Here is a 21688-nt window from a genome sequence, read left to right on the forward strand (position 1 = left end):
ACTTCATGACGACTATTTTCGATCCAATCAAACTGGGCGACCTCGAGTTGGCCAACCGCATCATCATGGCGCCACTGACCCGCTGCCGCGCCGACGAAGGCCGTGTCCCCAACGCGCTGATGGCCGAGTACTACGTGCAGCGTGCCTCCGCCGGGCTGATCCTCAGCGAGGCCACTTCGGTGACACCGATGGGCGTCGGCTACCCCGACACCCCGGGCATCTGGTCCAACGATCAGGTACGTGGCTGGTCCAACGTGACCAAGGCCATCCATGGCGCGGGCGGCAAGATCTTCCTGCAGTTGTGGCATGTGGGTCGCATTTCCCACGGTTTGTACCTGAACGATGAAGCCCCGGTCGCCCCGAGCGCCATCCAGCCCAAGGGTCACGTCAGCCTGGTTCGTCCGCTGGCCGACTTCCCTGTTCCGCGCGCCCTGGAAACCGCTGAAATCGCCGACATCGTCGACGCTTACCGCGTCGGTGCCGAGAACGCCAAGGCCGCCGGCTTCGACGGTGTGGAAATCCACGCTGCCAACGGTTACCTGCTCGACCAGTTCCTGCAAAGCAGTACCAACCAGCGCACCGACAACTACGGTGGCTCCCTGGAAAACCGTGCCCGCCTGCTGCTGGAAGTGACTGACGCCGCCATCGAAGTCTGGGGCGCCGGCCGTGTCGGTGTGCACCTGTCGCCACGCGCCGACCTGCATGACATGGGCGACGACAACCTGGCTGAAACCTTCACCTACGTCGCTCGCGAACTGGGCAAACGTGGCATCGCCTTCATCTGCTCGCGCGAGAAAGAAGGTGCCGACAGCCTCGGCCCACAACTCAAGGAAGCCTTCGGCGGCCCCTACATTGCCAACGAGCGTTTCACCAAGGACAGCGCCAACGCGTTGCTCGCCAGCGGCAAGGCCGATGCAGTCGCCTTCGGCGTACCCTTCATTGCCAACCCTGACCTGCCGGCACGCTTGCAGGCTGACGCGCCGCTGAACGACGCGCGTCCGGAACTGTTCTACGCCAAGGGCCCGGTCGGCTACATCGACTACCCGACGCTGTAATCAGCAACCGTGGAAACGCAAAAGCCCCGACTCGAATGAGCCGGGGCTTTTTTATACCTGACGGTTTAACACTATCCACTAATGTGGGAGCGGGCTTGCTCGCGAAGGCGGTGTGTCAGCCGACATAGATACTTAATGACAGACCGCCTTCGCGAGCAAGCCCGCTCCCACAAGGTCGAAATGGATTTCGCACAGTCTCGACACAAATTCCCTACAAAATACTGAGCTTGCTACCTGTTATCCCGCCAAGGGTGCGTATATAAAAGCACCCCATTACGGCACATCAAGTGACAAAAGGGTTCACACGCGGAGCCAGTTAAGCATTTTGTTTCATTTGCGCAGGCTGGGGCTCAAGCGCAGCATATCCAAACCGGTATCGACCCAACGCTCGGCTTCGGTGTGCAATTCAAAACCGTCGGGGGCCAGCAACCACTGGTACAAGATGCCATCAATATAAGCATGCAAGCTGATGGCGGCGCGGGCGGTGTCGAGGTTTTCCGGCAACTGGCCGCGATTCACTGCATTACTCAGGGCCAGGCCGATCCGCACATTGCATTCGAGGCTGGCTGACACGCGCTGTTGGCGCAGGTCGCACATTTCATCGGTGAATTCGCACTTATGAAACAGAATCTCATTGATGCGTCGGGTTTTCGGGTCCAGCGCAATTTGATGAAACAAATGAATCAACAGCTTGCGCATGCAGCCCAAGGGATCGAGCTCGTCTTCGCTTTCGCTGGCCTTGGCCATTTCTTCCAGCGGCTCGTGCAAGGTGTCGAGCATGGCCTGCACCAGATCCGCCTTGTTGCTGAAATGCCAGTAAATGGCCCCACGAGTGACGCCGGCCAGAGTGGCGATGTCCGCCAGGGTCGTACGTGCCACGCCTCGCTCGTAAAAGGCCTTTTCGGCCGCCACGAGAATTTGCGCGCGGGTTTCCTGAGCTTCCTCTTTGGTACGACGGACCATGGCAGTACAACCTCAATCAGGGTGCTTCAGCGATGTCTGAACATCAGCTGAATAAAAGTGGGGCGAACGTTCTGGGGGGTCGTCCCCGGCCTACAATTCCAACCTTTCAACGGCTTGTGTAACGGCTGTGTGACGACGTTGATACGCAGTCTGGGTATTTACAAACAGCCATGTACGTAAGTATATTACTTAGCAAGCTACTTATCCACTCGGCAAACAAATTTCAACCTTCCACCTTTCTAGTGCGCACGTTGCGCGCCTGACCCGAGGATTTTCATGCAATTCAAGCCAGCTGTTACCGCTCTGGTCGCCGCCGTCGCCCTGGCATCGCTGCTCAGCGGATGCAAAAAGGAAGAGGCAGCACCGGCCGCCCCACCGCCTCAGGTCGGCGTCGTGACTCTGCAACCGCAAGCTTTCACCCTGACATCCGATCTGCCAGGTCGTACCAGTGCGTTCCGCATTGCCGAAGTTCGCCCGCAGGTGAATGGCATCATTCTCAAACGCCTGTTCAAGGAAGGCAGCGACGTCAAGGCCGACCAGCAGCTGTACCAGATCGATCCGTCGGTCTATGAAGCGACGTTGAAAAGCGCTGAAGCCAACCTGCGTTCGACCAAGTCGATTTCCGACCGCTACAAGCAATTGGTCGACGAACAGGCCGTAAGCCGTCAGGAGTACGACACCGCGGTGGCCAACCGCCTGCAATCGGAAGCGGCGCTGCAGACCGCCCAGATCAACGTGCGCTACACCAAGGTCTACGCCCCGTTGACCGGCCGCATCGGCCGCTCCTCGGTGACCGAAGGTGCATTGGTCAGCAATGCCCAGGTCGACGCGATGGCGGTGATTCAGCAAATCGACCCGATCTACGTCGACGTGACGCAGTCCTCGGTCGAGCTGTTGCAACTGCGCCGTGAGCTGGAAAGCGGTCGCCTGCAAAAGGCTGGCGATAACGCGGCATCGGTCAAACTGACCCTCGAAGACGGCAGCGAGTACAAGCTGGACGGCAAGCTGGAATTCTCCGAAGTCTCGGTTGACCAGACCACTGGTTCCGTCACCCTGCGCGCCATTTTCCCGAACCCTGATCACACCCTTCTGCCAGGCATGTTCGTTCACGCCAAGTTGCTGGCCGGTGTCAACAGCGCGGCGATCCTGGCCCCGCAGCAAGGCGTGACCCGCGACCTCAAGGGAACCCCGACCGCACTGGTTGTCGGCCCGGACAATAAGGTCGAACTGCGTCAACTCAAGGCCAACCGCACCGTCGGCAATCAATGGCTGATCGAAGACGGCCTGAAGGCCGGCGATCGCCTGATTACCGAAGGCTTGCAATTCGTCAAACCTGGCATCGAAGTCAAAGCCAGTGAGGCGACCAACGTTGGCGCAAAGAACCCGGCCCCCGCGAAGACAGCTGAACAGGCTTCCAGCGGCAAAGGGGAGTAAACCATGTCGAAATTTTTTATCGACCGTCCGATTTTCGCCTGGGTAATTGCCCTGGTGATCATGTTGGTCGGGGCACTATCGATCCTCAGACTGCCGATCAACCAGTACCCGAGCATTGCGCCTCCAGCGATCGCCATCTCCGTGGCTTACCCGGGCGCGTCTGCGCAAACCGTGCAGGACACCGTGGTGCAAGTGATCGAGCAACAGCTCAACGGTATCGACAACCTGCGTTATGTCTCGTCGGAAAGTAACTCCGACGGCACCATGACCATTACCGCGACCTTCGAGCAAGGCACCAACTCCGATACCGCGCAGGTTCAGGTCCAGAACAAGCTGAACCTGGCCACCCCGCTGCTGCCACAAGAAGTGCAGCAGCAAGGTATCCGTGTCACCAAGGCCGTGAAGAACTTCCTGTTGGTGATCGGCGTGGTGTCGCGTGACGGCAGCATGACCAAGGACGACCTGTCCAACTACATCGTGTCGAACATGCAGGACCCGATCTCGCGGACCGCCGGTGTCGGCGACTTCCAGGTGTTCGGTTCCCAGTACGCCATGCGGATCTGGCTCGACCCGGCCAAGTTGAACAAATACAACCTGACCCCGATCGACGCCAAAACCGCCATCGCTGCGCAGAACGTCCAGGTGTCGTCCGGCCAGCTCGGCGGCCTGCCGGCCCTGCCCGGCACCCAGTTGAACGCGACGATCATTGGCAAGACCCGCCTGCAGACCGCTGAGCAATTCGACAAGATCCTGCTCAAGGTCAACAAGGATGGCTCCCAGGTACGCCTGAAAGATGTCGCCGACGTCGGTTTGGGTGGTGAAAACTACAGCATCAACGCCCAGTTCAACGGTGCACCGGCATCCGGCCTGGCCGTGAAACTGGCCACCGGTGCCAACGCCCTGGATACCGCCAAGGCCCTGCGCGCGACCATCGACAACCTCAAGCCGTTCTTCCCGCAAGGGATGGAAGTGGTGTTCCCGTATGACACCACCCCGGTGGTGACCGAATCGATCAAGGGCGTGGTTCACACCCTGGTCGAAGCGGTCGCGCTGGTGTTCCTGGTGATGTTCCTGTTCCTGCAGAACTTCCGCGCCACCATCATCACCACGATGACCGTGCCGGTGGTATTGCTCGGTACATTCGGGATCCTCGCGGCAGCCGGCTTCAGCATCAACACCCTGACCATGTTCGGTATGGTGCTGGCCATCGGCTTGCTGGTGGACGACGCCATCGTCGTGGTGGAAAACGTCGAACGGGTGATGAGCGAAGAAGGCTTGTCACCGAAGGAAGCCACCAAGAAATCCATGGGACAGATCCAGGGTGCACTGGTGGGTATTGCCCTGGTGCTGTCGGCGGTTCTGCTGCCAATGGCGTTCTTCAGCGGTTCCACCGGCGTGATCTACAAGCAGTTCTCGATCACCATCGTTTCGGCCATGGCCCTGTCGGTACTGGTTGCACTGATCTTCACCCCGGCGCTCTGCGCGACCATGCTCAAGGCGATTCCGAAAGGCGAACATGGCACTCCGAAACGCGGCTTCTTCGGCTGGTTCAACCGCAACTTTGACCGAGGCGTACGCAGCTACGAGCGCGGCGTGGGCAACATGCTCGCGCAAAAGGCTCCGTACCTGCTGGCCTACCTGATCATCATCGTCGGCATGATCTGGCTGTTCACCCGCATTCCAACGGCGTTCCTGCCGGAGGAAGACCAGGGCGTACTGTTCGCCCAGGTGCAAACCCCGGCCGGCTCCAGTGCCCAGCGCACCCAGGTGGTCGTGGACGAGATGCGTGAATTCCTGCTGCGTCCGGGCAAGGATGGCGGTGAAGGCGATGCGGTGAACTCGGTGTTTACCGTGACCGGCTTCAACTTCGCCGGCCGTGGCCAGAGTTCGGGTATGGCGTTCATCATGCTCAGACCATGGGACGAGCGTAATGCCGACAACAACGTGTTCAAGGTAGCGGCCCGTGCCCAACAGCACTTCTTCACCTTCCGTGACGCCATGGTGTTCGCCTTCGCGCCACCGGCGGTACTGGAGTTGGGTAACGCCACCGGTTTCGACGTGTTCCTTCAGGACCGCGCCGGTATCGGTCACGACAAGTTGATGGAAGCGCGCAACCAGTTCCTCGGTATGGCCGCGCAAAGCAAGATTCTGACCCAGGTGCGTCCGAACGGCCTGAACGACGAGCCGCAATACCAGCTGGAAATCGATGACGAGAAGGCCAGTGCCCTGGGCATTACCATCGCCGACATCAACAACACCCTGTCGATTGCCTTGGGCAGTAGCTACGTCAACGACTTCATCGACCGCGGTCGCGTGAAGAAGGTTTACGTGCAAGGCCAGCCAGGCGCTCGAATGAGCCCTGAAGACCTGCAAAAGTGGTACGTGCGCAACAGCGTCGGCACCATGGTTCCGTTCTCGGCGTTCGCCAAGGGCGAGTGGATTTACGGTTCGCCGAAACTGGCTCGCTACAATGGCGTGGAAGCGATGGAAATCCTCGGCGCCCCGGCACCGGGTTACTCCACGGGTGAAGCCATGCTCGAAGTCGAAGCCATTGCCAAGAAACTGCCGGCGGGTGTCGGTATTTCCTGGACCGGCCTGTCGTACGAGGAACGTCTGTCCGGTTCGCAAGCGCCAGCGCTGTACGCGTTGTCGCTGCTGATGGTGTTCCTGTGTCTGGCGGCGTTGTATGAGAGCTGGTCGATTCCGATCGCGGTGATGTTGGTGGTACCGCTGGGGATCATCGGTGCATTGATGGCCACCAGCCTGCGCGGTTTGTCCAACGACGTGTACTTCCAGGTAGGTCTGTTGACGACCATCGGTCTGGCGGCGAAAAACGCCATTCTGATTGTCGAATTTGCCAAGGAACTGCACGAACAAGGGCGTAGCCTGCGCGATGCGGCAATTGAAGCCAGCCGCATGCGTCTGCGACCGATCATCATGACCTCGCTCGCCTTCGTCCTCGGTGTGGTACCACTGGCGATATCCACCGGTGCGGGTTCCGGTAGCCAGCATGCAATCGGTACCGGCGTGATCGGCGGTATGATCACGGCTACTGTCCTGGCGATTTTCTGGGTCCCGCTGTTCTTCGTCACCGTGTCGTCCATTGGCCAGCGCAAAATCGCCGACCAGGACGCTGCCATTGAACCTTCTAAAGAGGCTGGCTAATGAGCAAGTCGCTACTCTCCCTGGCAGTTGCCGCCTTCGTGCTCGGTGGCTGCTCGCTGATACCTGATTATCAGCAGCCCGAAGCACCGGTGGCGGGCCAGTACCCGCAGGGTCCGGCGTACTCGCCGGCCCAGGCGCCGGCACAGGCCGCCGCCGAACAAGGCTGGAAGCAGTTTTTCCAGGACCCGGCGCTGCAACAGCTGATCCAGGTTGCCCTGGAAAACAACCGTGACCTGCGTGTCGCGGCCCTGAACATCGACGCGTTTGCGGCTCAGTACCGCATCCAGCGCGCCGACCTGTTCCCGGCCGTTTCGGCCAACGGAACCGGCAGCCGTCAGCACGTTCCGGCCAATGCGTCGCAGACCGGTCAGTCTGGCATCACCAGTTCCTACTCGGCCACCGTCGGCATCAGCGCTTATGAACTCGACCTGTTCGGTCGGGTTCGCAGCCTGAGCGAAGAAGCCCTGCAGAAGTACTTCGCCACTGAAGAAGGCCGCCGCAGCACCCAGATCAGCCTGGTGGCCAGCGTGGGCAATGCCTACCTGACCTGGCAGGCCGACAAGGAACTGTTGAAAGTCACCCAGGACACCCTTGCAGCGTTCGAGGAGAGCTACAAGCTCACCGCGCGCAGCAACGAAGTGGGGGTCGCCTCGGCCCTGGACCTGGCGCAGTCGCGGACCTCGGTGGAAAACGCCCGTGCGCAATTGGCCCGTTACACCCGCCAGGTCGCCCAGGATGAAAACAGCCTGGTGCTGCTGCTCGGCACCGGCATTCCGGCCAACCTGCCAGCGGCCAAACCGTTGAACGACGATCTGCTGGCCGAAGTGCCGGCCGGCCTGCCGTCGGACTTGCTGCAACGTCGTCCGGATATCCTCCAGGCCGAGTACAACCTCAAGGCCGCCAACGCCAACATCGGCGCGGCACGGGCAGCGTTCTTCCCGAGCATCAGCCTGACCGCCAACGCCGGCACCCTGAGCCCGGACCTGTCCGGTCTGTTCAAGGGCGGTTCGGGTACCTGGCTGTTCCAGCCGCAGATCAACCTGCCGATCTTCAACGCCGGCAGCCTGAGCGCCAGCCTGGATTATTCGAAAATCCAGAAAGACATTGGCGTGGCGAACTACGAGAAGTCCATTCAAACGGCCTTCCAGGAAGTCGCCGACGGCCTGGCCGCACGCGGAACCTACACCGATCAGGTACAGGCACAGCGTAATCTGGTCAGCGCCAACCAGGACTACTACCGCCTGGCCGAGCGTCGTTATCGCATCGGTGTCGACAGCAACCTGACATTCCTCGATGCCCAGCGTCAGTTGTTCAACTCCGAACAGAATCTGATTACCGATCGCCTGGCGCAGCTGATCAGTCAGGTCAACCTGTACAAGGCACTGGGTGGTGGCTGGAACGAGCAGACGGCGAAGAACGAGCCGTTGAAAGAAGAAGCGCCGAAGATGAAGTATTTCTGATAGCGCTGTGAAAACACGAAGCCCACCGATTGGTGGGCTTTTTGTTGCCTGCCGGGAAAGTTGTGGCGTCAGTAATGCCCCCGTTCGCGAGCAAGCCCGCTCCCACATTCGATCGCATTCTTTCTGGAAAAAATCGGTTAAATGTGGGAGCGGGCTTGCTCGCGAAGAGGCCCGTACAAACACTACAAAACCCTGCCCAATGTTGCGTTCGATAATCGCCCAAAACCCGCTTTCAGCAATTGAACCATCCAGTCCATTCCCCGCACCATCCGAACCACAAAACCAATAACAACAGGTTCGACACCATGCCCCCGCACCCTGCCCTCTCCGGCTGATCCGCTTCACTTTTGATGATTTCGCATATTCGTCTGCAACCCCGGGTTGCGGCATTACCCCGTTTCATCCCCAATAATTAGAGAGACCCGAGACCATGACGCCTTCTCCCGCGCAGTACTTCGTTCCCGGCCTGATCGCCATTGCCCTGGCCAGTGCGGCCTTGCCCGCCAGCGCCGAGGAATCGGGTTTTGTCGAAGGGGCCAAGGTCAACCTGAACCTGCGCAACTTCTACATCAACCGCAACTTCACCAACCCGACCAAGGCCCAGGGCAAGGCTGAAGAGTGGACGCAAAGCTTCATTCTCGATGCCAAATCCGGCTTCACCCAAGGCACCGTCGGATTCGGCATGGATGTGCTGGGTTTGTATTCGGTGAAGCTCGACGGCGGCAAAGGCACCGGCGGTACGCAGCTGCTGCCGCTGGATCATGACGGACGCCCGGCAGACAACTTCGGGCGCACTAACGTGGCGCTCAAGGCCAGGCTGTCGCAGACCGAAGTGAAGGTTGGGGAATGGATGCCAGTGTTGCCGATCCTGCGCTCGGACGATGGTCGCTCGTTGCCGCAAACCTTCCGTGGCGGCCAGATCACGTCGAAGGAAATCAGCGGCCTGACGCTCTATGGCGGCCAGTTCCGTCAGAACAGCCCGCGCGACGACAGCAGCATGAGCGACATGTCGATGACCGGCAAAGCCGCGTTCACCTCCGATCGCTTCAACTTTGAGGGCGGCGAGTACGTGTTCAACGACAAGCGCACCCAGATAGGTCTGTGGAATGCCGAGCTCAAGGACATCTACAGCCAGCAATTCATCAATCTGATCCACAGCCAGCCGATGGGCGACTGGACCCTGGGCGCCAACCTCGGTTACTTCTATGGCAAGGATGACGGCAGCGCCCGGGCCGGCGAGCTGGACAACAAAACCATGTACGGATTGTTCTCGGCCAAACACGGCGGCAACACGTTCTACGTCGGCCTGCAAAAACTCACCGGTGACAGCGCCTGGATGCGGGTCAACGGCACCAGCGGCGGCACGCTGGCCAACGACAGCTTCAACTCCAGCTACGACAATGCCCGGGAAAAGTCCTGGCAGGTACGCCACGACTACAACTTCGTCGCCCTTGGCGTGCCGGGCCTGACCCTGATGAACCGCTACATCAGTGGCGATAATGTGCACACCGGCAGCATCACCGACGGCAAGGAATGGGGACGTGAAAGTGAACTGGGCTACACCGTGCAGAGCGGTGCGATGAAAGACCTGAACGTGAAATGGCGCAACTCGACCATTCGCCGCGACTACAGCAACAACGAGTTCGACGAGAACCGGTTGATCATCAGCTATCCAATCAGCCTGCTTTAAGCTCAATGCACGCCTTCGCTGTAGGAGCTGGCTTGCCAGCGAAGGCGGCCTCAACAATGTCACAACATTCGAAGGCCCCTTCGCTGGCAAGCCAGCTCCTACAGGTGTCAGGCGATCACTCTACTCCCGCGATTCGACTCCCAACTCATCCCAAACCGACTCGGCCAAATGGAACGTTGCATTGGCCGCCGGAATCCCGCAATAGATGGCGCTCTGCATGATCACTTCCTTGATCTCGCCACGGCTGACACCGTTGTTGGCGGCAGCGCGCAGGTGCAACTTGAGTTCCTCGTTGCGGTTCATGCCGATCAGCATGGCAATGGTGATCAGGCTGCGGGTGTGGCGCGGCAGGCCCGGGCGGGTCCAGATGTCGCCCCAGGCGTGGCGGGTGATCATCTCCTGAAACTCCGAGTTGAACTCGGTCAGGGCGTTCAGGCTGCGGTCGACATGCGCGTCTCCAAGGACCGCGCGACGGACCTTCAGGCCCTCGTCATAACGTTGTTTTTCGTCCACGAAAATCCCCTCAATCAGCCGACAGAAACGCCAGCACGCGCTCACTGAACGCATTGCCTGCCTGGACGTTGGACAAGTGCGCGGCGTAGAACTCGGCGTACTCGGCCCCGCGCACATGCTCCTGAATGAAATGCCCACCGGATGGCGGCGTCACCGCATCTTCGGTCCCGGCAATCACCAGCAACGGCACCTTGATCGAAGACAACTGATCACGGAAATCGGCATCGCGCACCGCCGCACAGTTGGCCGCGTAACCTTCGGGCGAAGTGGCCGCGAGCATGTCGGTAATCTGCTTGGCCGCCGCCGGGTTGGCGGCGGAGAAGTCCGGGGTGAACCAGCGAGCAATCGATGCATCACGCAAGGCGACCATCGCGGCAGGACCATCGCGCAGCACCGTTTCAATGCGCGGGTTCCACACCGACGGGTCGCCAATTTTCGCCGCTGTGTTGCACACGATCAGCTTGTTCAGGCGTTCGCCGGCATTGATCCCCAGCCACTGGCCAATCAGCCCGCCCATGGACAAACCGCAGAAATGCGCACGCTCGATGTGCAAGGCATCCAGCAAGGCGAGCACGTCGTGGCCCAGTTGCTCGATGCTGTAAGGCCCTGGCGTCACCAATGACTGGCCATGACCGCGGGTGTCGAAGCGCAACACGCGAAAATGCTCGGAGAACGCCGGGATTTGCGCGTCCCACATGTGCAGGTTCGTGCCCAGGGAGTTGGACAGCACCAGCACCGGCGCATCGACCGGTCCATCGAGTTGGTAATGCAGTTCGCCCTCGGCGAGTTGTACAAAAGCCACAGCAGTCTCCTTCAGGCAGTCAATGCAGAATGTTCAGCCACCGCCCGCTCGACCCAGTTTTGGGCCTGGCCGAGGTAATGGGCGGGGTCCAGCAGATGATCGAGTTCAGTCGCCGACAGTTCGGCGGTCACTTGCGGTTCGTCGCCGAGCACCGCACGCAGATGACGCTGTTCGGCCACGGCACGTTTGCAGCAGAGTTCGAGCAGATGGTGTGCGGTATCGCGGCCGACCCGTTGAGCGAGGACGATGCTCACCGCTTCGGCAAGCACCAGGCCCTGGGTCAAATCGAGGTTGCGCGCCATGCGCCCGGCATCCACTTCCAGCCCCTGGGCGATCAACATCGCCTGCTGCAGGCTGCCCGACACCAGGCAGCAAATCTCCGGCAGGGTTTCCCACTCGGCATGCCACAGGCCGAGGCTGCGCTCGTGCTCCTGAGGCATGGCGCTGAACAGCGTCGAGAGCAAACCGGGTACACGCGTCGCCGCGCCGATCAGCACCGCCGCGCCCACTGGATTGCGCTTGTGCGGCATGGTCGAAGAACCGCCCTTGCCCGGCGCCGAAGGCTCGAACACTTCGGCGGCTTCGGTTTGCATCAGCAGGCTGACGTCGCGACCGAGCTTGCCAAGACTGCCAGCGATCAGGCCGAGCGCGGCGCCGAACTCCACCACGCGGTCACGCTGGGTGTGCCACGGCTGCTCAGGCAAGGTCAATTGCAGTTCTTCGGCCAGCGCCCGGGCAATCGGCATGGCCTGTTCGCCAAGGGCCGCAAGGGTTCCGGACGCACCGCCGAATTGCAGCACCAGCAGGCGCGGCTTGAGTTCGCCCAGGCGTTGGCGGCTGCGCGTCACCGCCCCCAGCCAACCGGCGATTTTCATGCCGAGGGTGACCGGCGTCGCATGCTGCAACCAGGTGCGTCCGGCCAAAGGCGTGGTCGCGTATCGCCGGGCCTGGGACGCGAGGGTCTGCCCCAGTTGTGCCAGGTCGCTTTCGATCAGGTCCAGAGCACGACGCAATTGCAGCACCAGGCCGCTGTCCATCACGTCCTGACTGGTCGCGCCCAGATGCACATAGCGTTCGGCTTCGGCATCGGTGGCCGCGATCTGTTTGCCCAGTGCCTTGACCAACGGAATCGCCGAGTTGCCCGCCGTGGCAATCGCCTCGCCCAACGCCGCAAAGTCGTAAAGCCCGGCGCGGCAAGCCGCTTCAATCGGCGCGACAGCACTCGATGGAATCAACCCGACCCGCGCTTCAGCCCGGGCCAGTGCCGCTTCGAAATCGAGCATGGCCTGGACCCGGCCCTGATCGCAAAACACATCACGCATATCGCGGGCAGTGAAATAGGCATCGAACAATTGATTGCCCGGTCGCTGGTTCATAAACAGTTCCTGAAGGCGCGGGCCTTTGCGACCCGCGCGTGAAAATCATAGGTCGTGATGCAGATACGCGGCCTGTTTCGGCAGGCGCAGGCTGAACAGGAAGGCCACCGCCATCATCACCGTGACATACCAGTAGAAGGAGTTTTCCATGCCCACGGCCTTGAGACTCAGGGCCACATATTCCGCCGAACCACCGAAGATCGCATTCGCCACCGCGTAAGCCAGGCCAACGCCCAAGGCACGCACTTCCGGTGGGAACATCTCGGCTTTTACCAAACCGCTGATCGAGGTGTAGAAACTGACAATCGCCAGCGCCACGGTAATCAACGCAAAAGCCAGGAGCGGACTGCCGACGCTTTTCAGGCTCAACAGGATCGGCACGGTGAACAGCGTACCGAGGGCGCCGAACCAGAGCATCGAGTTACGCCGGCCGATTTTGTCGGCGAGCATGCCGAAAACCGGTTGCATGCACATATAGAGGAACAGCGCGCCGGTCATGATGTAACTGGCGGTCTTGGCCGGCATTCCGGCGGTGTTCACCAGGTACTTCTGCATGTACGTGGTGAAGGTGTAGAAAATCAGCGAGCCACCGGCGGTGTAACCGAGCACGGTGATGAACGCGGCTTTATGGTCGCGAAACAGGGCGCTGATGCTGCCGGCGTCCTTGTTTTCGCGCATTTCCTTGCTGGAGGTTTCTTTCAGCGAACGACGCAGATACAGCGAAACCAGCGCCGCCATGGCCCCCGCCACGAACGGTATCCGCCAGCCATAGGCACGCAGGTCATCTTCGGTGAGGAACTGTTGCAGGATCACCACCAGCAATACCGCGAGCAACTGGCCGCCAATCAGGGTCACGTACTGGAACGAAGCGAAGAACCCACGCTGCCCCTTGAGCGCCACTTCGCTCATATAGGTCGCGGTAGTGCCGTACTCACCGCCCACCGACAAGCCTTGCAGCAAACGGGCGAACAGCAGCAGGACCGGTGCCCAGACCCCAATGCTGTTGTAGGTCGGCAGGCAGGCGATAAGCAACGAGCCGAAGCACATCATCAGAATCGAGATCAACATCGAATTCTTGCGTCCGTGCCTATCCGCCACCCGACCGAAAATCCAGCCGCCAATCGGCCGCATCAGGAACCCGGCGGCGAACACACCGGCGGTGTTGACCAGTTGCACCGTGGGGTTATCGGACGGAAAAAACGCCGGGGCGAAATAGATCGCACTGAAGGCGTAGACGTAGAAGTCGAACCATTCGACCAGGTTGCCGGACGAGGCACCGACAATGGCGAAGATCCGCTTGCTGCGCTCTTCGCCGGTGTACAGCGCAGGTGAAGCAGTGGGAGTAGTCATTGTTTTTTTCACTCAATGGGGACAGTGAGAGTCTAGACACACTTTGCAACAATCCCGTTCCACAAAAGCATTCGCGACGTAGATCCCATGTAGGAGCTGGCTTGCCAGCGAATGACGCAAGAGCGACCCGGTTAACCAATCAATACGCGTAATCGTTAACGACCATCGCTGGCAAGCCAGCTCCTACAGGGATTTCGGTGTTCACTCAATAATCGAAGAACACCGTCTCGGCATCAGTGCCTTGCAGAATCACATTCCACTGATAAACACCCGACGCATCCTGCCTGGCGATCAACGTGCCGCGACGATCCGCCGGCACGCACTCCAGCAGCGGATCATTCACGTTGGCCGCCTCGCCTTCAAAGTAAATCCGCGTCAGCAAATGCTTCACCAGGCCACGGGCAAACACCAGCACCACCAGGTGTGGCGCCTGGGTCGTGCCTTTGAGCCCCTCAACCGTCCCCGGCTTGATGGTGGTGAACCGGAAGCGCCCTTCGGCATCCACCGGCACCCGGCCAAAGCCTTCGAAGTTCGGGTCCAGGGGTTTGTCCTGGTCGTCTTCCGGGTGGTCGTATTTGCCGGCGGCGTTGGCCTGCCAGACTTCCAGCATCGCGTCGTTGACGATGTCGCCATTGCCGTCGACCACTTGGCCGGTGATCGCCACGCGCTCGCCCAGGGTTTGTTCGACGGTCAGGTTTTCGCGGTTCAGCCAGGTCAGGCCGATGTGGTAGTACGGCCCGACGGTGTGGGACGTGGTCGCAGTCAGCGTCATCTTATTTCTCCATCGGCGTGGCGTCGCGGCCGCGCAATACGATGTCCCAGCGATAACCGAGGGCATAGGAAGGGATGGTTTTTTCCAGGTCGAACGTGGCGATCAAACGCTCCTTGGCGCTGGTATCGGGCACGCAGTTGTAGATCGGGTCGTACGCCAGCAGCGGGTCGCCCGGGAAATACATCTGCGTCACCAGGCGCGTCAGGATACTCGGGCCGAACAGCGAGAAATGGATGTGCGCCGGGCGCCACGCGTTGTGGTGGTTGCCCCACGGATAGGCGCCGGGCTTGATGGTCTGGAACTGATACCAGCCATCGGCGTCGGTCACTGTGCGGCCGGTACCGGTGAAATTCGGGTCCAGCGGTGCGTCGTGCAGGTCGCGGGCATGTGCATAGCGACCGGCGGCGTTGGCCTGCCAGATCTCCACCAGAATCCCTGGCACCGGCAGACCGTTTTCATCCAGTACACGGCCGTGAATGATGATGCGCTCACCCTGTGGCTGCCCCTCGTGCTGGGCGGTCAGGTCGTTGTCTTTCTCGTTGACCCGCTCGGCGCCGATGGTCGGCCCGGTGATTTCCGACAACGAATGCGGCAGGAACACCAATGGCTTGGACGGCGAGCGCAGGTTGGTGGATTGATAGGTCGGGTGCAGGTATTCCGGCTGAGTGCCCGCCTGCGGGCGGCGGTATCCAGGCTTGTCAGTCATTACACTTTCCTCAGTTCTTGTTAGCCGACGGGGCGCTCAAACGCGCTCGATCGCCAAGGCCAGACCCTGGCCAACGCCGACGCACATGGTCGCCAAACCTTTCTTGCCGCCGTTTTTTTCCAGCTGATGCAATGCAGTCAACACCAGTCGCGCGCCAGTCATGCCCAACGGATGGCCCAAGGCAATCGCGCCACCGTTCGGGTTGACCTGGGCCGCGTCGTCCGCGATCCCCAGTTCACGCAGCACTGCCAAGCCTTGGCTGGCGAAGGCTTCGTTGAGTTCGATCACGTCGAAATCGCTGACTGCCACGCCGAGGCGTTCGGTCAGTTTACGCACCGCCGGCACCGGGCCGATGCCCATCACCCGAGGGGCGACACCGGCGCTGGCCATGCCCAGCACTTTCGCGCGGGCGGTCAGGCCATGTTTCTTCACCGCTTCGGCTGAGGCCAGGATCAATGCGGCTGCACCGTCGTTTACACCCGAGGCATTACCGGCGGTGACAGTCTTGTCCGGGCCGTTGACCGGTTTCAGTTTGGCCAGCGCTTCCAGGGTGGTGTCGGCGCGAGGATGTTCGTCCTGGCTGACCACGGTTTCGCCCTTCTTGTGGGCAATGCGCACTTCGACGATTTCTTCGGCGAAGAACCCGGCGGCTTGTGCGACGGCAGTACGCTGCTGGCTGCGCAGGGCAAAGGCGTCCTGATCTTCGCGGGAGACGTTGTAATCGTCGGCCACGTTGTCACCGGTCTGCGGCATCGCATCCACACCGTATTGGGCTTTCATCAACGGGTTGATGAAGCGCCAGCCGATGGTGGTGTCTTCAAGCTTCATGTTGCGCGAGAACGCAGCGTCTGCCTTGCCCATCACGAACGGCGCACGGGACATCGACTCGACGCCACCGGCAATCGCCAGTTCCATCTCGCCGCTGGCGATGGCGCGGAACGCGGTGCCGATTGCATCCATGCCCGAAGCGCAGAGGCGGTTAAGGGTCACGCCGGGAATGGTTTCCGGCAGGCCCGCCAGCAGCAGCGCCATGCGCGCGACGTTGCGGTTGTCTTCGCCGGCCTGGTTGGCGCAGCCGAGGAACACCTCGTCCACCGCGTTCCAGTCCACCGACGGGTTACGTTCCATCAACGCCTTGATCGGCACGGCGGCCAGGTCGTCGGCGCGAACCGTCGACAGGCCGCCGCCAAACCGGCCGATGGGGGTGCGAATCGCGTCGCAGATATAAACGTCACGCATCATGCTTCTCCCGGGGCTTGGCCGTGGGCGGCGGCGGTGCGAGCTTCGAGATCACGCAGTGCAGTCAGCTCGACTTCGGTTGGTTCAGCGGTGGTTGCAACACTGTCGGCGAAGCGAATCGGCCAACCGGTGGCGGCGACCACTTGTTCACGGGTCACGCCCGGGTGCAGCGCGGTGACCACGAACTCGTGGGTGCCCTCCTCCGGCTCCATGATGCACAGGTCGGTGATGATCCCGACCGGACCGGCGCCCGGCAGACCCAGACGCTTGCGCGAATCACCGCCCTCGCCATGACCGACGGAAGTAATGAAATCCAGTTTGTCGACAAACGAACGCGCCGACTGCTTGAGGATGATCAGCACACTCTTGGCGGAACCGGCAATTTCCGGCGCACCACCGGCACCTGGCAGGCGGACTTTCGGCGCGTGGTAATCGCCGACCACGGTGGTGTTGATATTGCCAAAACGGTCGACCTGCGCCGCGCCGAGGAAACCAACGTCAATTCGCCCGCCCTGCAGCCAGTAGCGGAAAATCTCACCGGTCGGAACCACCGTGTCAGCGGTTTCCGCCAGCTCACCGTCACCGATCGACAGCGGCAGTACACTCGGCTTGGCACCGATCGGACCCGATTCATAGATCAGGACCACATCCGGCGAGGACGTCAGGCGCGCCAGGTTGGCCGCTTTCGAAGGCAGGCCGATGCCCACGAAGCACACCGAACCGTTCTTCAGACGGCGGGCAGCAGCGACGGTCATCATTTCATTGGTGGTGTAAGTCATTACTTCGCCTCCGAAGCGGCGGCCAGTTTGGCCTGGAACTCGCTGAAGTCAGCGCTGCCGTGGATGTATTCGTTGATCCACGCGGTGAAGGTTTCACGGTCGCGGGCAATCGGGTCCCAGGCCTGGTAGAAGCGGTTGTCGCGCTCGTTGTAGCCGTGGGCGTAGGACGGATGCGCGCCGCCAGGCACGTGGCAAACGGCGCTCAAGGCCCAGGTTGGCAGTACACAGGAGTTCATCGGTGCATTGAGGTCGTCGACGATTTCCTCAACGGTGACGATGCAACGCTTGGCGGCCAGCGCGGCTTCTTTCTGCACGCCGAGAATGCCCCAGAGCAGCACATTGCCTTTGCGGTCGGCTTTCTGCGCGTGAATCACGGTAATGTCCGGGCGTACCGAAGGCACGGCGGCCAGCACCTCGCCAGTGAACGGGCAGGTGACGGATTTGATCAGCGGGTTGACCTTCGGCAAGTCGGAACCGGCGTAGGCACGCAGTACCGCGAATGGCAGACCAGAGGCGCCGGCGACGTAGGCATTGGCCAGGTCGGCGTGACTGTGCTCTTCGATCTCCAGCGCATGCGGCCACTGTTTCTCCACCGCGTCACGCAGGCGATGCAGGGAGCCGACACCCGGGTTGCCGCCCCAGGAAAAAATCAGCTTGCGGGCACAACCGGCACCGATCAACTGGTCGTAGATCAGGTCAGGCGTCATCCGCACCAGCGTCAGATCTTTCTTGCCCTGACGAATGATTTCGTGACCCGCCGCCGTCGGGATCAGGTGGGTGAAGCCTTCGAGCGCGACCGTATCGCCGTCGTTTACGAATTGCTTCACCGCGTCGTGCAGCGAAAGGATTTCAGCCATGGGGCAGGCTCCCGTTTGTTGTTAACCGACAGTGTGGGGAAAAGGCGCCGATGCGCAGCGCCGGAATGACTGAAGATTAAGCCCCTGAAAAAAGCCAAACAATCCGATAATCGACTAAGCGTTCGATTATCGAACACATTGTTGTTTGGCTAACTACCTCACAAAGCTTCGCGGGCAAGCCCGCTCCTACAGGTAAATACGCCATCCTTGTAGGAGCGGGCTTGCCCGCGAAGAGGCCCTCAACCTCGCTGAAAATTCTGAACCTTGGAATCAGGTCGCATCCGCATAACTGACCATGCCCTTGATCACCACCGCCGTAGTCGCCAAAGCCGCCGGGATCACCAGCGCCGTCAGCACTTGCTCGAAGTTCCAGCCAAGCCCCAACAGCGTCGCGCCCATCCAGGCGCCGAGGATGGCGCCGAAACGGCCGATCCCGAGCATCCACGACACCCCGGTGGCACGCCCCTGGGTCGGATAAAACCGCGCAGCCAGCGACGGCATCGCCGATTGCGCACCGTTGACGCACATCCCGGCCACCAGTACCAGCGTCGCCAGCAGCGTGATATTTCCCAGGCTCTGCCCTACCGCGTAGGCAAACACCCCGGCCAGCAAATAGAAAGTACCGATGACCTTGTGCGGATTGAACCGGTCCATCGCCCAACCCACACCGACGGCACTCAACACACCACCGAACTGGAACAGCGCGCCGATAAAAGCTGCTTGCTCCATGCTCGCGCCACTGTCACGCATCAGCGTCGGCAGCCAACTGGTCAGCAGATAAACGATCACCAGGCCCATGAAGTAGGTCAGCCACAACAGCAAGGTGCCGACGCTGCAGGTGCCAGAGAAAATCACCGCAAACACGTTGCGCGCCTTCACGGTTTTCTGTTCCGGCACGCTGAAGCTGGAGGCCTGGGCCACCACTGTCGGGTCGATGGGTGCCAGGGTCTTGCGCACTTTGTCGGTGCCACGGTTACGGACTACAAGATATCGCGCCGATTCCGGCAGCCAGATCAGCAGGACCACAGCAAGGATCAACGGCAGAATCCCGCCGATCAGCAACAGGCTGTGCCAGCCAAAGGCCGGAATCAGCTTGGCCGAAATGAATCCGCCGCCAGCCATGCCGAGGTTGAAACCGCAGAACATGCTGGTCACCAGCAGGGACTTTTTGCGCTCCGGGGTGTACTCCGACAGCAGGGTCGTGGCGTTCGGCATACCGGCGCCCAAACCCAGGCCGGTCAGGAAGCGCAACACCAGCAATTGATCGACATTGGTGCTGTAGGCCGAGGCCAGGCTGAAGGCGCCGAACAACAACACCGCACCGACCAGTACGACTTTTCTCCCGAAGCGGTCAGCCAATGGCCCCGAACCGAGTGCGCCGAACACCATGCCGATCAGGGCCGCGCTCATCACCGGCCCAAGGCTGGCGCGATCGATCCCCCAATCCTGAGACAGCGCCGGCGCAATGAAACCCATGGCCGCGGTATCGAGGCCGTCGAGGAAGACAATCAGGAAACACAGGATCACCACCCGCCACTGATAGCGCGAAATAGGTTGAGCATTGATGAAGGACTGCACGTCGAGGCAGTTTCCTACAGCAGACTGAGGCTGGTTCATTATTTTTATTCCATGGATCACAGTCGAAAAGGAGCCAGCCGGGGCTGACGCAGTCGCGACATTAATGATCCACAGGAAACAGCGTCAATTCGCCAGACGCGACTCTGTGCGTTTATCGAACACCTTAGGTGAACAGCTGGGTACTGAGATCGCGGCTGGCACTCAGCAGGCCGGGCAGAAAACGCTGTTCCAGCTCATTGCGGCTGACTCGCCCGGCATGGGTGCTGACATTGAGGGCCGCAACCACCTGGCCAGAGGCGTCATACACTGGAACGGCAATCGAACGCAGCCCTTGCTCGAGTTCCTGGTCGACGATGCACCAGCCTTGCTGTCGCACCTCTTGCAGGCATTCGAGCAATGCCTCGGGAGTGTGAATCGTGCGGCTGGTCTTGGCCTGCAATTCGGCGCGATCGAGGTATTCGCCCAGCGACGTGTCATCCAGCGCGGCCAGCAGAATCCGCCCCATCGACGTGCAATAGGCCGGCAAGCGCCCGCCCACCGACAGGTCCACCGAAATCAGTCGTTGGGTGGTCGCGGAGCGGGCGATGTACAGAATGTCATCACCTTCCAGCGTGGCCATGTTGCAGGCCTCGTGCAGTTGCTCGCTCATGCGGTCCAGATAAGGCTGGGCGGAAACCGCCAGCGGTGTTGATGACACATAGGCGTGGCCGAGGGTCAGCACTTTGGGCAACAACGAATAGGTGCGGCCGTCGGTGGTGGCGTAGCCGAGTTTGATCAAGGTGTGCAGGCAACGTCGCACGGCGGCGCGGGGAATTTCCGTGCGGTGGCTGATCTGGGCAATGGTCAGGTGCCGTTTGCGCTCCTGGAACGCTTGCACCACGGCCAGGCCACGGGCCAGAGACGTCATGAAATCCGGGTCGCCAGTCAGAGCCTGGATCCGCTTGGCCGGAGAAGCAACGATGGGCGGAGCCACTGAAGCGAAGGAATTGCGCATCTGATCATTCATACAAGGTCCTTTTTTCCCCACTCGGATCAGCGACTATTACAGAGGGCAACCGCCTGGCACTCAAGCCCGGCCTGCCAACTCCGGGCGATTATCGAACGCTTGCCCGATAATCGCAATCCGCCGCGTCACCCGCCAAATCCGCCGATACGCGGTTTTTCGCCGACTCACTAACCTATGTTTACAACGTCTCGACCCAGGACTTAATGGGGCAATCTAATTAACGTAACTTGCTCGACTTAATGGCATCAGGAAGGCATCGCAGCTATGTGGTATCCGTCGACGTTCTAGTTCATCGTAATGTTTCGAGCAACAAAATCGTCACACACCAAGATCCACTTTTAACTTTTTGGAGATAGTGTTCTTCAAATCGGCCGCTATAATACAATTCAGTAGCGCTTCGGTTTTTTACTTGCCGAACCCGCTGCCCGGTAACGCGATTTTCCGTCGCCGTTGCCCGTTGCGAGCGCCAGACCCGCACTGCACAGCTTTGCCGGTGCGCTTGCTGAAAAAGGAAACTGAAGCTACGACAGCTGTTTATCTCTGGTGCCGTGGCCGCCTGCGACATGGAAGTATTGATCACCCTGTTGCCTAAACGATGCCTTCACGGGCATTGTCCATTCGACGAATGTGATCAATCGATTTGATGCAGCGCGTTTTCACCAGAATTTATCCCAACTCAATCAGGTAGCACTGTGACGAAAGACGAACTGCGCGCGGAACTAGAGCGCCAGGAACAACGTTACAAGGAAGTTTACGGCGGAGAAGTCACCACTTACGCCGCTCAACCCGAACCGGAACGCAAACCCTGGCGTAAACGCGCCACCGTTCAGGATCAGGTTTTCCAGCAAGAACTTCAAAAAATGGAAAAGGAACTCAAAGCCGAAGAGCCGTGACTGCTTCGGCCTGATCCTGACAAGGGCCTGCCTCTGCACCCGTTAAAAGC

General features: G+C 60.5%; 18 protein-coding genes. 6 read left to right on the forward strand and 12 right to left on the reverse strand.

Annotated elements, in window-relative coordinates; translation table 11 throughout:
* Window positions 1–5 precede the first annotated feature (5 nt).
* Entirely contained in the window at window positions 6–1055 is a 1050-nt protein-coding gene (locus tag AC07XF_RS15780; RefSeq protein WP_495027212.1) for an alkene reductase, read from the forward strand.
* A gap of 330 nt (window positions 1056–1385) precedes the next feature.
* Here the strand turns inward: AC07XF_RS15780 and emhR are convergent, their stop codons facing one another.
* The gene (emhR, locus tag AC07XF_RS15785) at window positions 1386–2018 is read right to left on the reverse strand and encodes an efflux system transcriptional repressor EmhR (RefSeq protein WP_007986303.1); all 633 of its coding nucleotides are present in this window, start codon (window positions 2016–2018) and stop codon (window positions 1386–1388) included.
* A gap of 276 nt (window positions 2019–2294) precedes the next feature.
* Here emhR and AC07XF_RS15790 point away from each other — a divergent pair, with 276 nt between their 5' ends.
* The 4 genes from AC07XF_RS15790 (at window position 2295) to AC07XF_RS15805 (ending at window position 9767) form a co-directional block, all read left to right on the forward strand.
* Entirely contained in the window at window positions 2295–3452 is a 1158-nt protein-coding gene (locus AC07XF_RS15790; RefSeq protein ID WP_495027213.1) for an efflux RND transporter periplasmic adaptor subunit, read from the forward strand.
* A gap of 3 nt (window positions 3453–3455) precedes the next feature.
* Complete coding sequence (gene emhB / locus AC07XF_RS15795; protein ID WP_495027214.1) at window positions 3456–6617, forward strand: efflux RND transporter permease subunit EmhB; 3162 nt, start codon at window positions 3456–3458, stop codon at window positions 6615–6617.
* Window positions 6617–8077, forward strand: a complete 1461-nt coding sequence (gene emhC / locus AC07XF_RS15800) for an efflux RND transporter outer membrane subunit EmhC (protein WP_495027215.1) — start codon at window positions 6617–6619, stop codon at window positions 8075–8077. The genes emhB and emhC overlap by 1 nt, the downstream gene beginning before the upstream one ends.
* A 430-nt stretch (window positions 8078–8507) precedes the next feature.
* Complete coding sequence (locus AC07XF_RS15805; RefSeq protein WP_495027216.1) at window positions 8508–9767, forward strand: OprD family porin; 1260 nt, start codon at window positions 8508–8510, stop codon at window positions 9765–9767.
* 120 nt (window positions 9768–9887) lie between these two features.
* Here AC07XF_RS15805 and pcaC read toward each other — a convergent pair whose 3' ends face one another.
* From pcaC to pcaR, 11 genes are all read right to left on the reverse strand, one after another.
* Window positions 9888–10280 carry a 4-carboxymuconolactone decarboxylase gene (pcaC, locus tag AC07XF_RS15810; protein WP_007986313.1) on the reverse strand — a complete coding sequence of 131 codons (393 nt, stop codon included), beginning with the start codon at window positions 10278–10280 and terminating at the stop codon, window positions 9888–9890.
* Between the two features lie 10 nt (window positions 10281–10290).
* Complete coding sequence (gene pcaD / locus AC07XF_RS15815) at window positions 10291–11082, reverse strand: 3-oxoadipate enol-lactonase (RefSeq protein ID WP_495027217.1); 792 nt, start codon at window positions 11080–11082, stop codon at window positions 10291–10293.
* 11 nt (window positions 11083–11093) lie between these two features.
* Window positions 11094–12458: a 3-carboxy-cis,cis-muconate cycloisomerase gene (locus AC07XF_RS15820; protein ID WP_495027218.1), complete on the reverse strand. Its 1365-nt coding sequence runs from the start codon at window positions 12456–12458 to the stop codon at window positions 11094–11096.
* Between the two features lie 45 nt (window positions 12459–12503).
* Window positions 12504–13808 carry an MFS family transporter gene (locus tag AC07XF_RS15825; RefSeq protein WP_495027219.1) on the reverse strand — a complete coding sequence of 435 codons (1305 nt, stop codon included), beginning with the start codon at window positions 13806–13808 and terminating at the stop codon, window positions 12504–12506.
* 205 nt (window positions 13809–14013) lie between these two features.
* Window positions 14014–14580 carry a protocatechuate 3,4-dioxygenase subunit alpha gene (gene pcaG, locus AC07XF_RS15830; protein WP_495027220.1) on the reverse strand — a complete coding sequence of 189 codons (567 nt, stop codon included), beginning with the start codon at window positions 14578–14580 and terminating at the stop codon, window positions 14014–14016.
* Between the two features lies 1 nt (window position 14581).
* On the reverse strand, window positions 14582–15286 hold the full coding sequence (gene pcaH, locus AC07XF_RS15835; RefSeq protein ID WP_108216752.1) for a protocatechuate 3,4-dioxygenase subunit beta: 705 nt from the start codon (window positions 15284–15286) through the stop codon (window positions 14582–14584).
* A 36-nt stretch (window positions 15287–15322) separates the two neighbouring features.
* Entirely contained in the window at window positions 15323–16528 is a 1206-nt protein-coding gene (gene pcaF / locus AC07XF_RS15840) for a 3-oxoadipyl-CoA thiolase (protein ID WP_495027221.1), read from the reverse strand.
* The gene (locus AC07XF_RS15845; protein WP_495027222.1) at window positions 16525–17304 is read right to left on the reverse strand and encodes a CoA-transferase subunit beta; all 780 of its coding nucleotides are present in this window, start codon (window positions 17302–17304) and stop codon (window positions 16525–16527) included. Before AC07XF_RS15845 ends, pcaF begins: the two co-directional genes overlap by 4 nt.
* On the reverse strand, window positions 17304–18161 hold the full coding sequence (locus AC07XF_RS15850) for a CoA transferase subunit A (protein ID WP_008054173.1): 858 nt from the start codon (window positions 18159–18161) through the stop codon (window positions 17304–17306). Before AC07XF_RS15850 ends, AC07XF_RS15845 begins: the two co-directional genes overlap by 1 nt.
* 270 nt (window positions 18162–18431) lie before the next feature.
* Complete coding sequence (gene pcaK / locus AC07XF_RS15855) at window positions 18432–19778, reverse strand: 4-hydroxybenzoate transporter PcaK (RefSeq protein ID WP_495027223.1); 1347 nt, start codon at window positions 19776–19778, stop codon at window positions 18432–18434.
* Window positions 19779–19902: 124 nt separating this feature from the next.
* On the reverse strand, window positions 19903–20745 hold the full coding sequence (gene pcaR, locus AC07XF_RS15860; protein ID WP_495027224.1) for a pca regulon transcriptional regulator PcaR: 843 nt from the start codon (window positions 20743–20745) through the stop codon (window positions 19903–19905).
* Window positions 20746–21437: 692 nt separating this feature from the next.
* On the opposite strand from pcaR, the gene AC07XF_RS15865 reads away from it, so the two are divergent.
* Complete coding sequence (locus AC07XF_RS15865) at window positions 21438–21638, forward strand: hypothetical protein (RefSeq protein ID WP_007986337.1); 201 nt, start codon at window positions 21438–21440, stop codon at window positions 21636–21638.
* Window positions 21639–21688: the final 50 nt, after the last annotated feature.

It is taken from the genome of Pseudomonas sp. GW821-FHT01C01 (assembly GCF_059422645.1).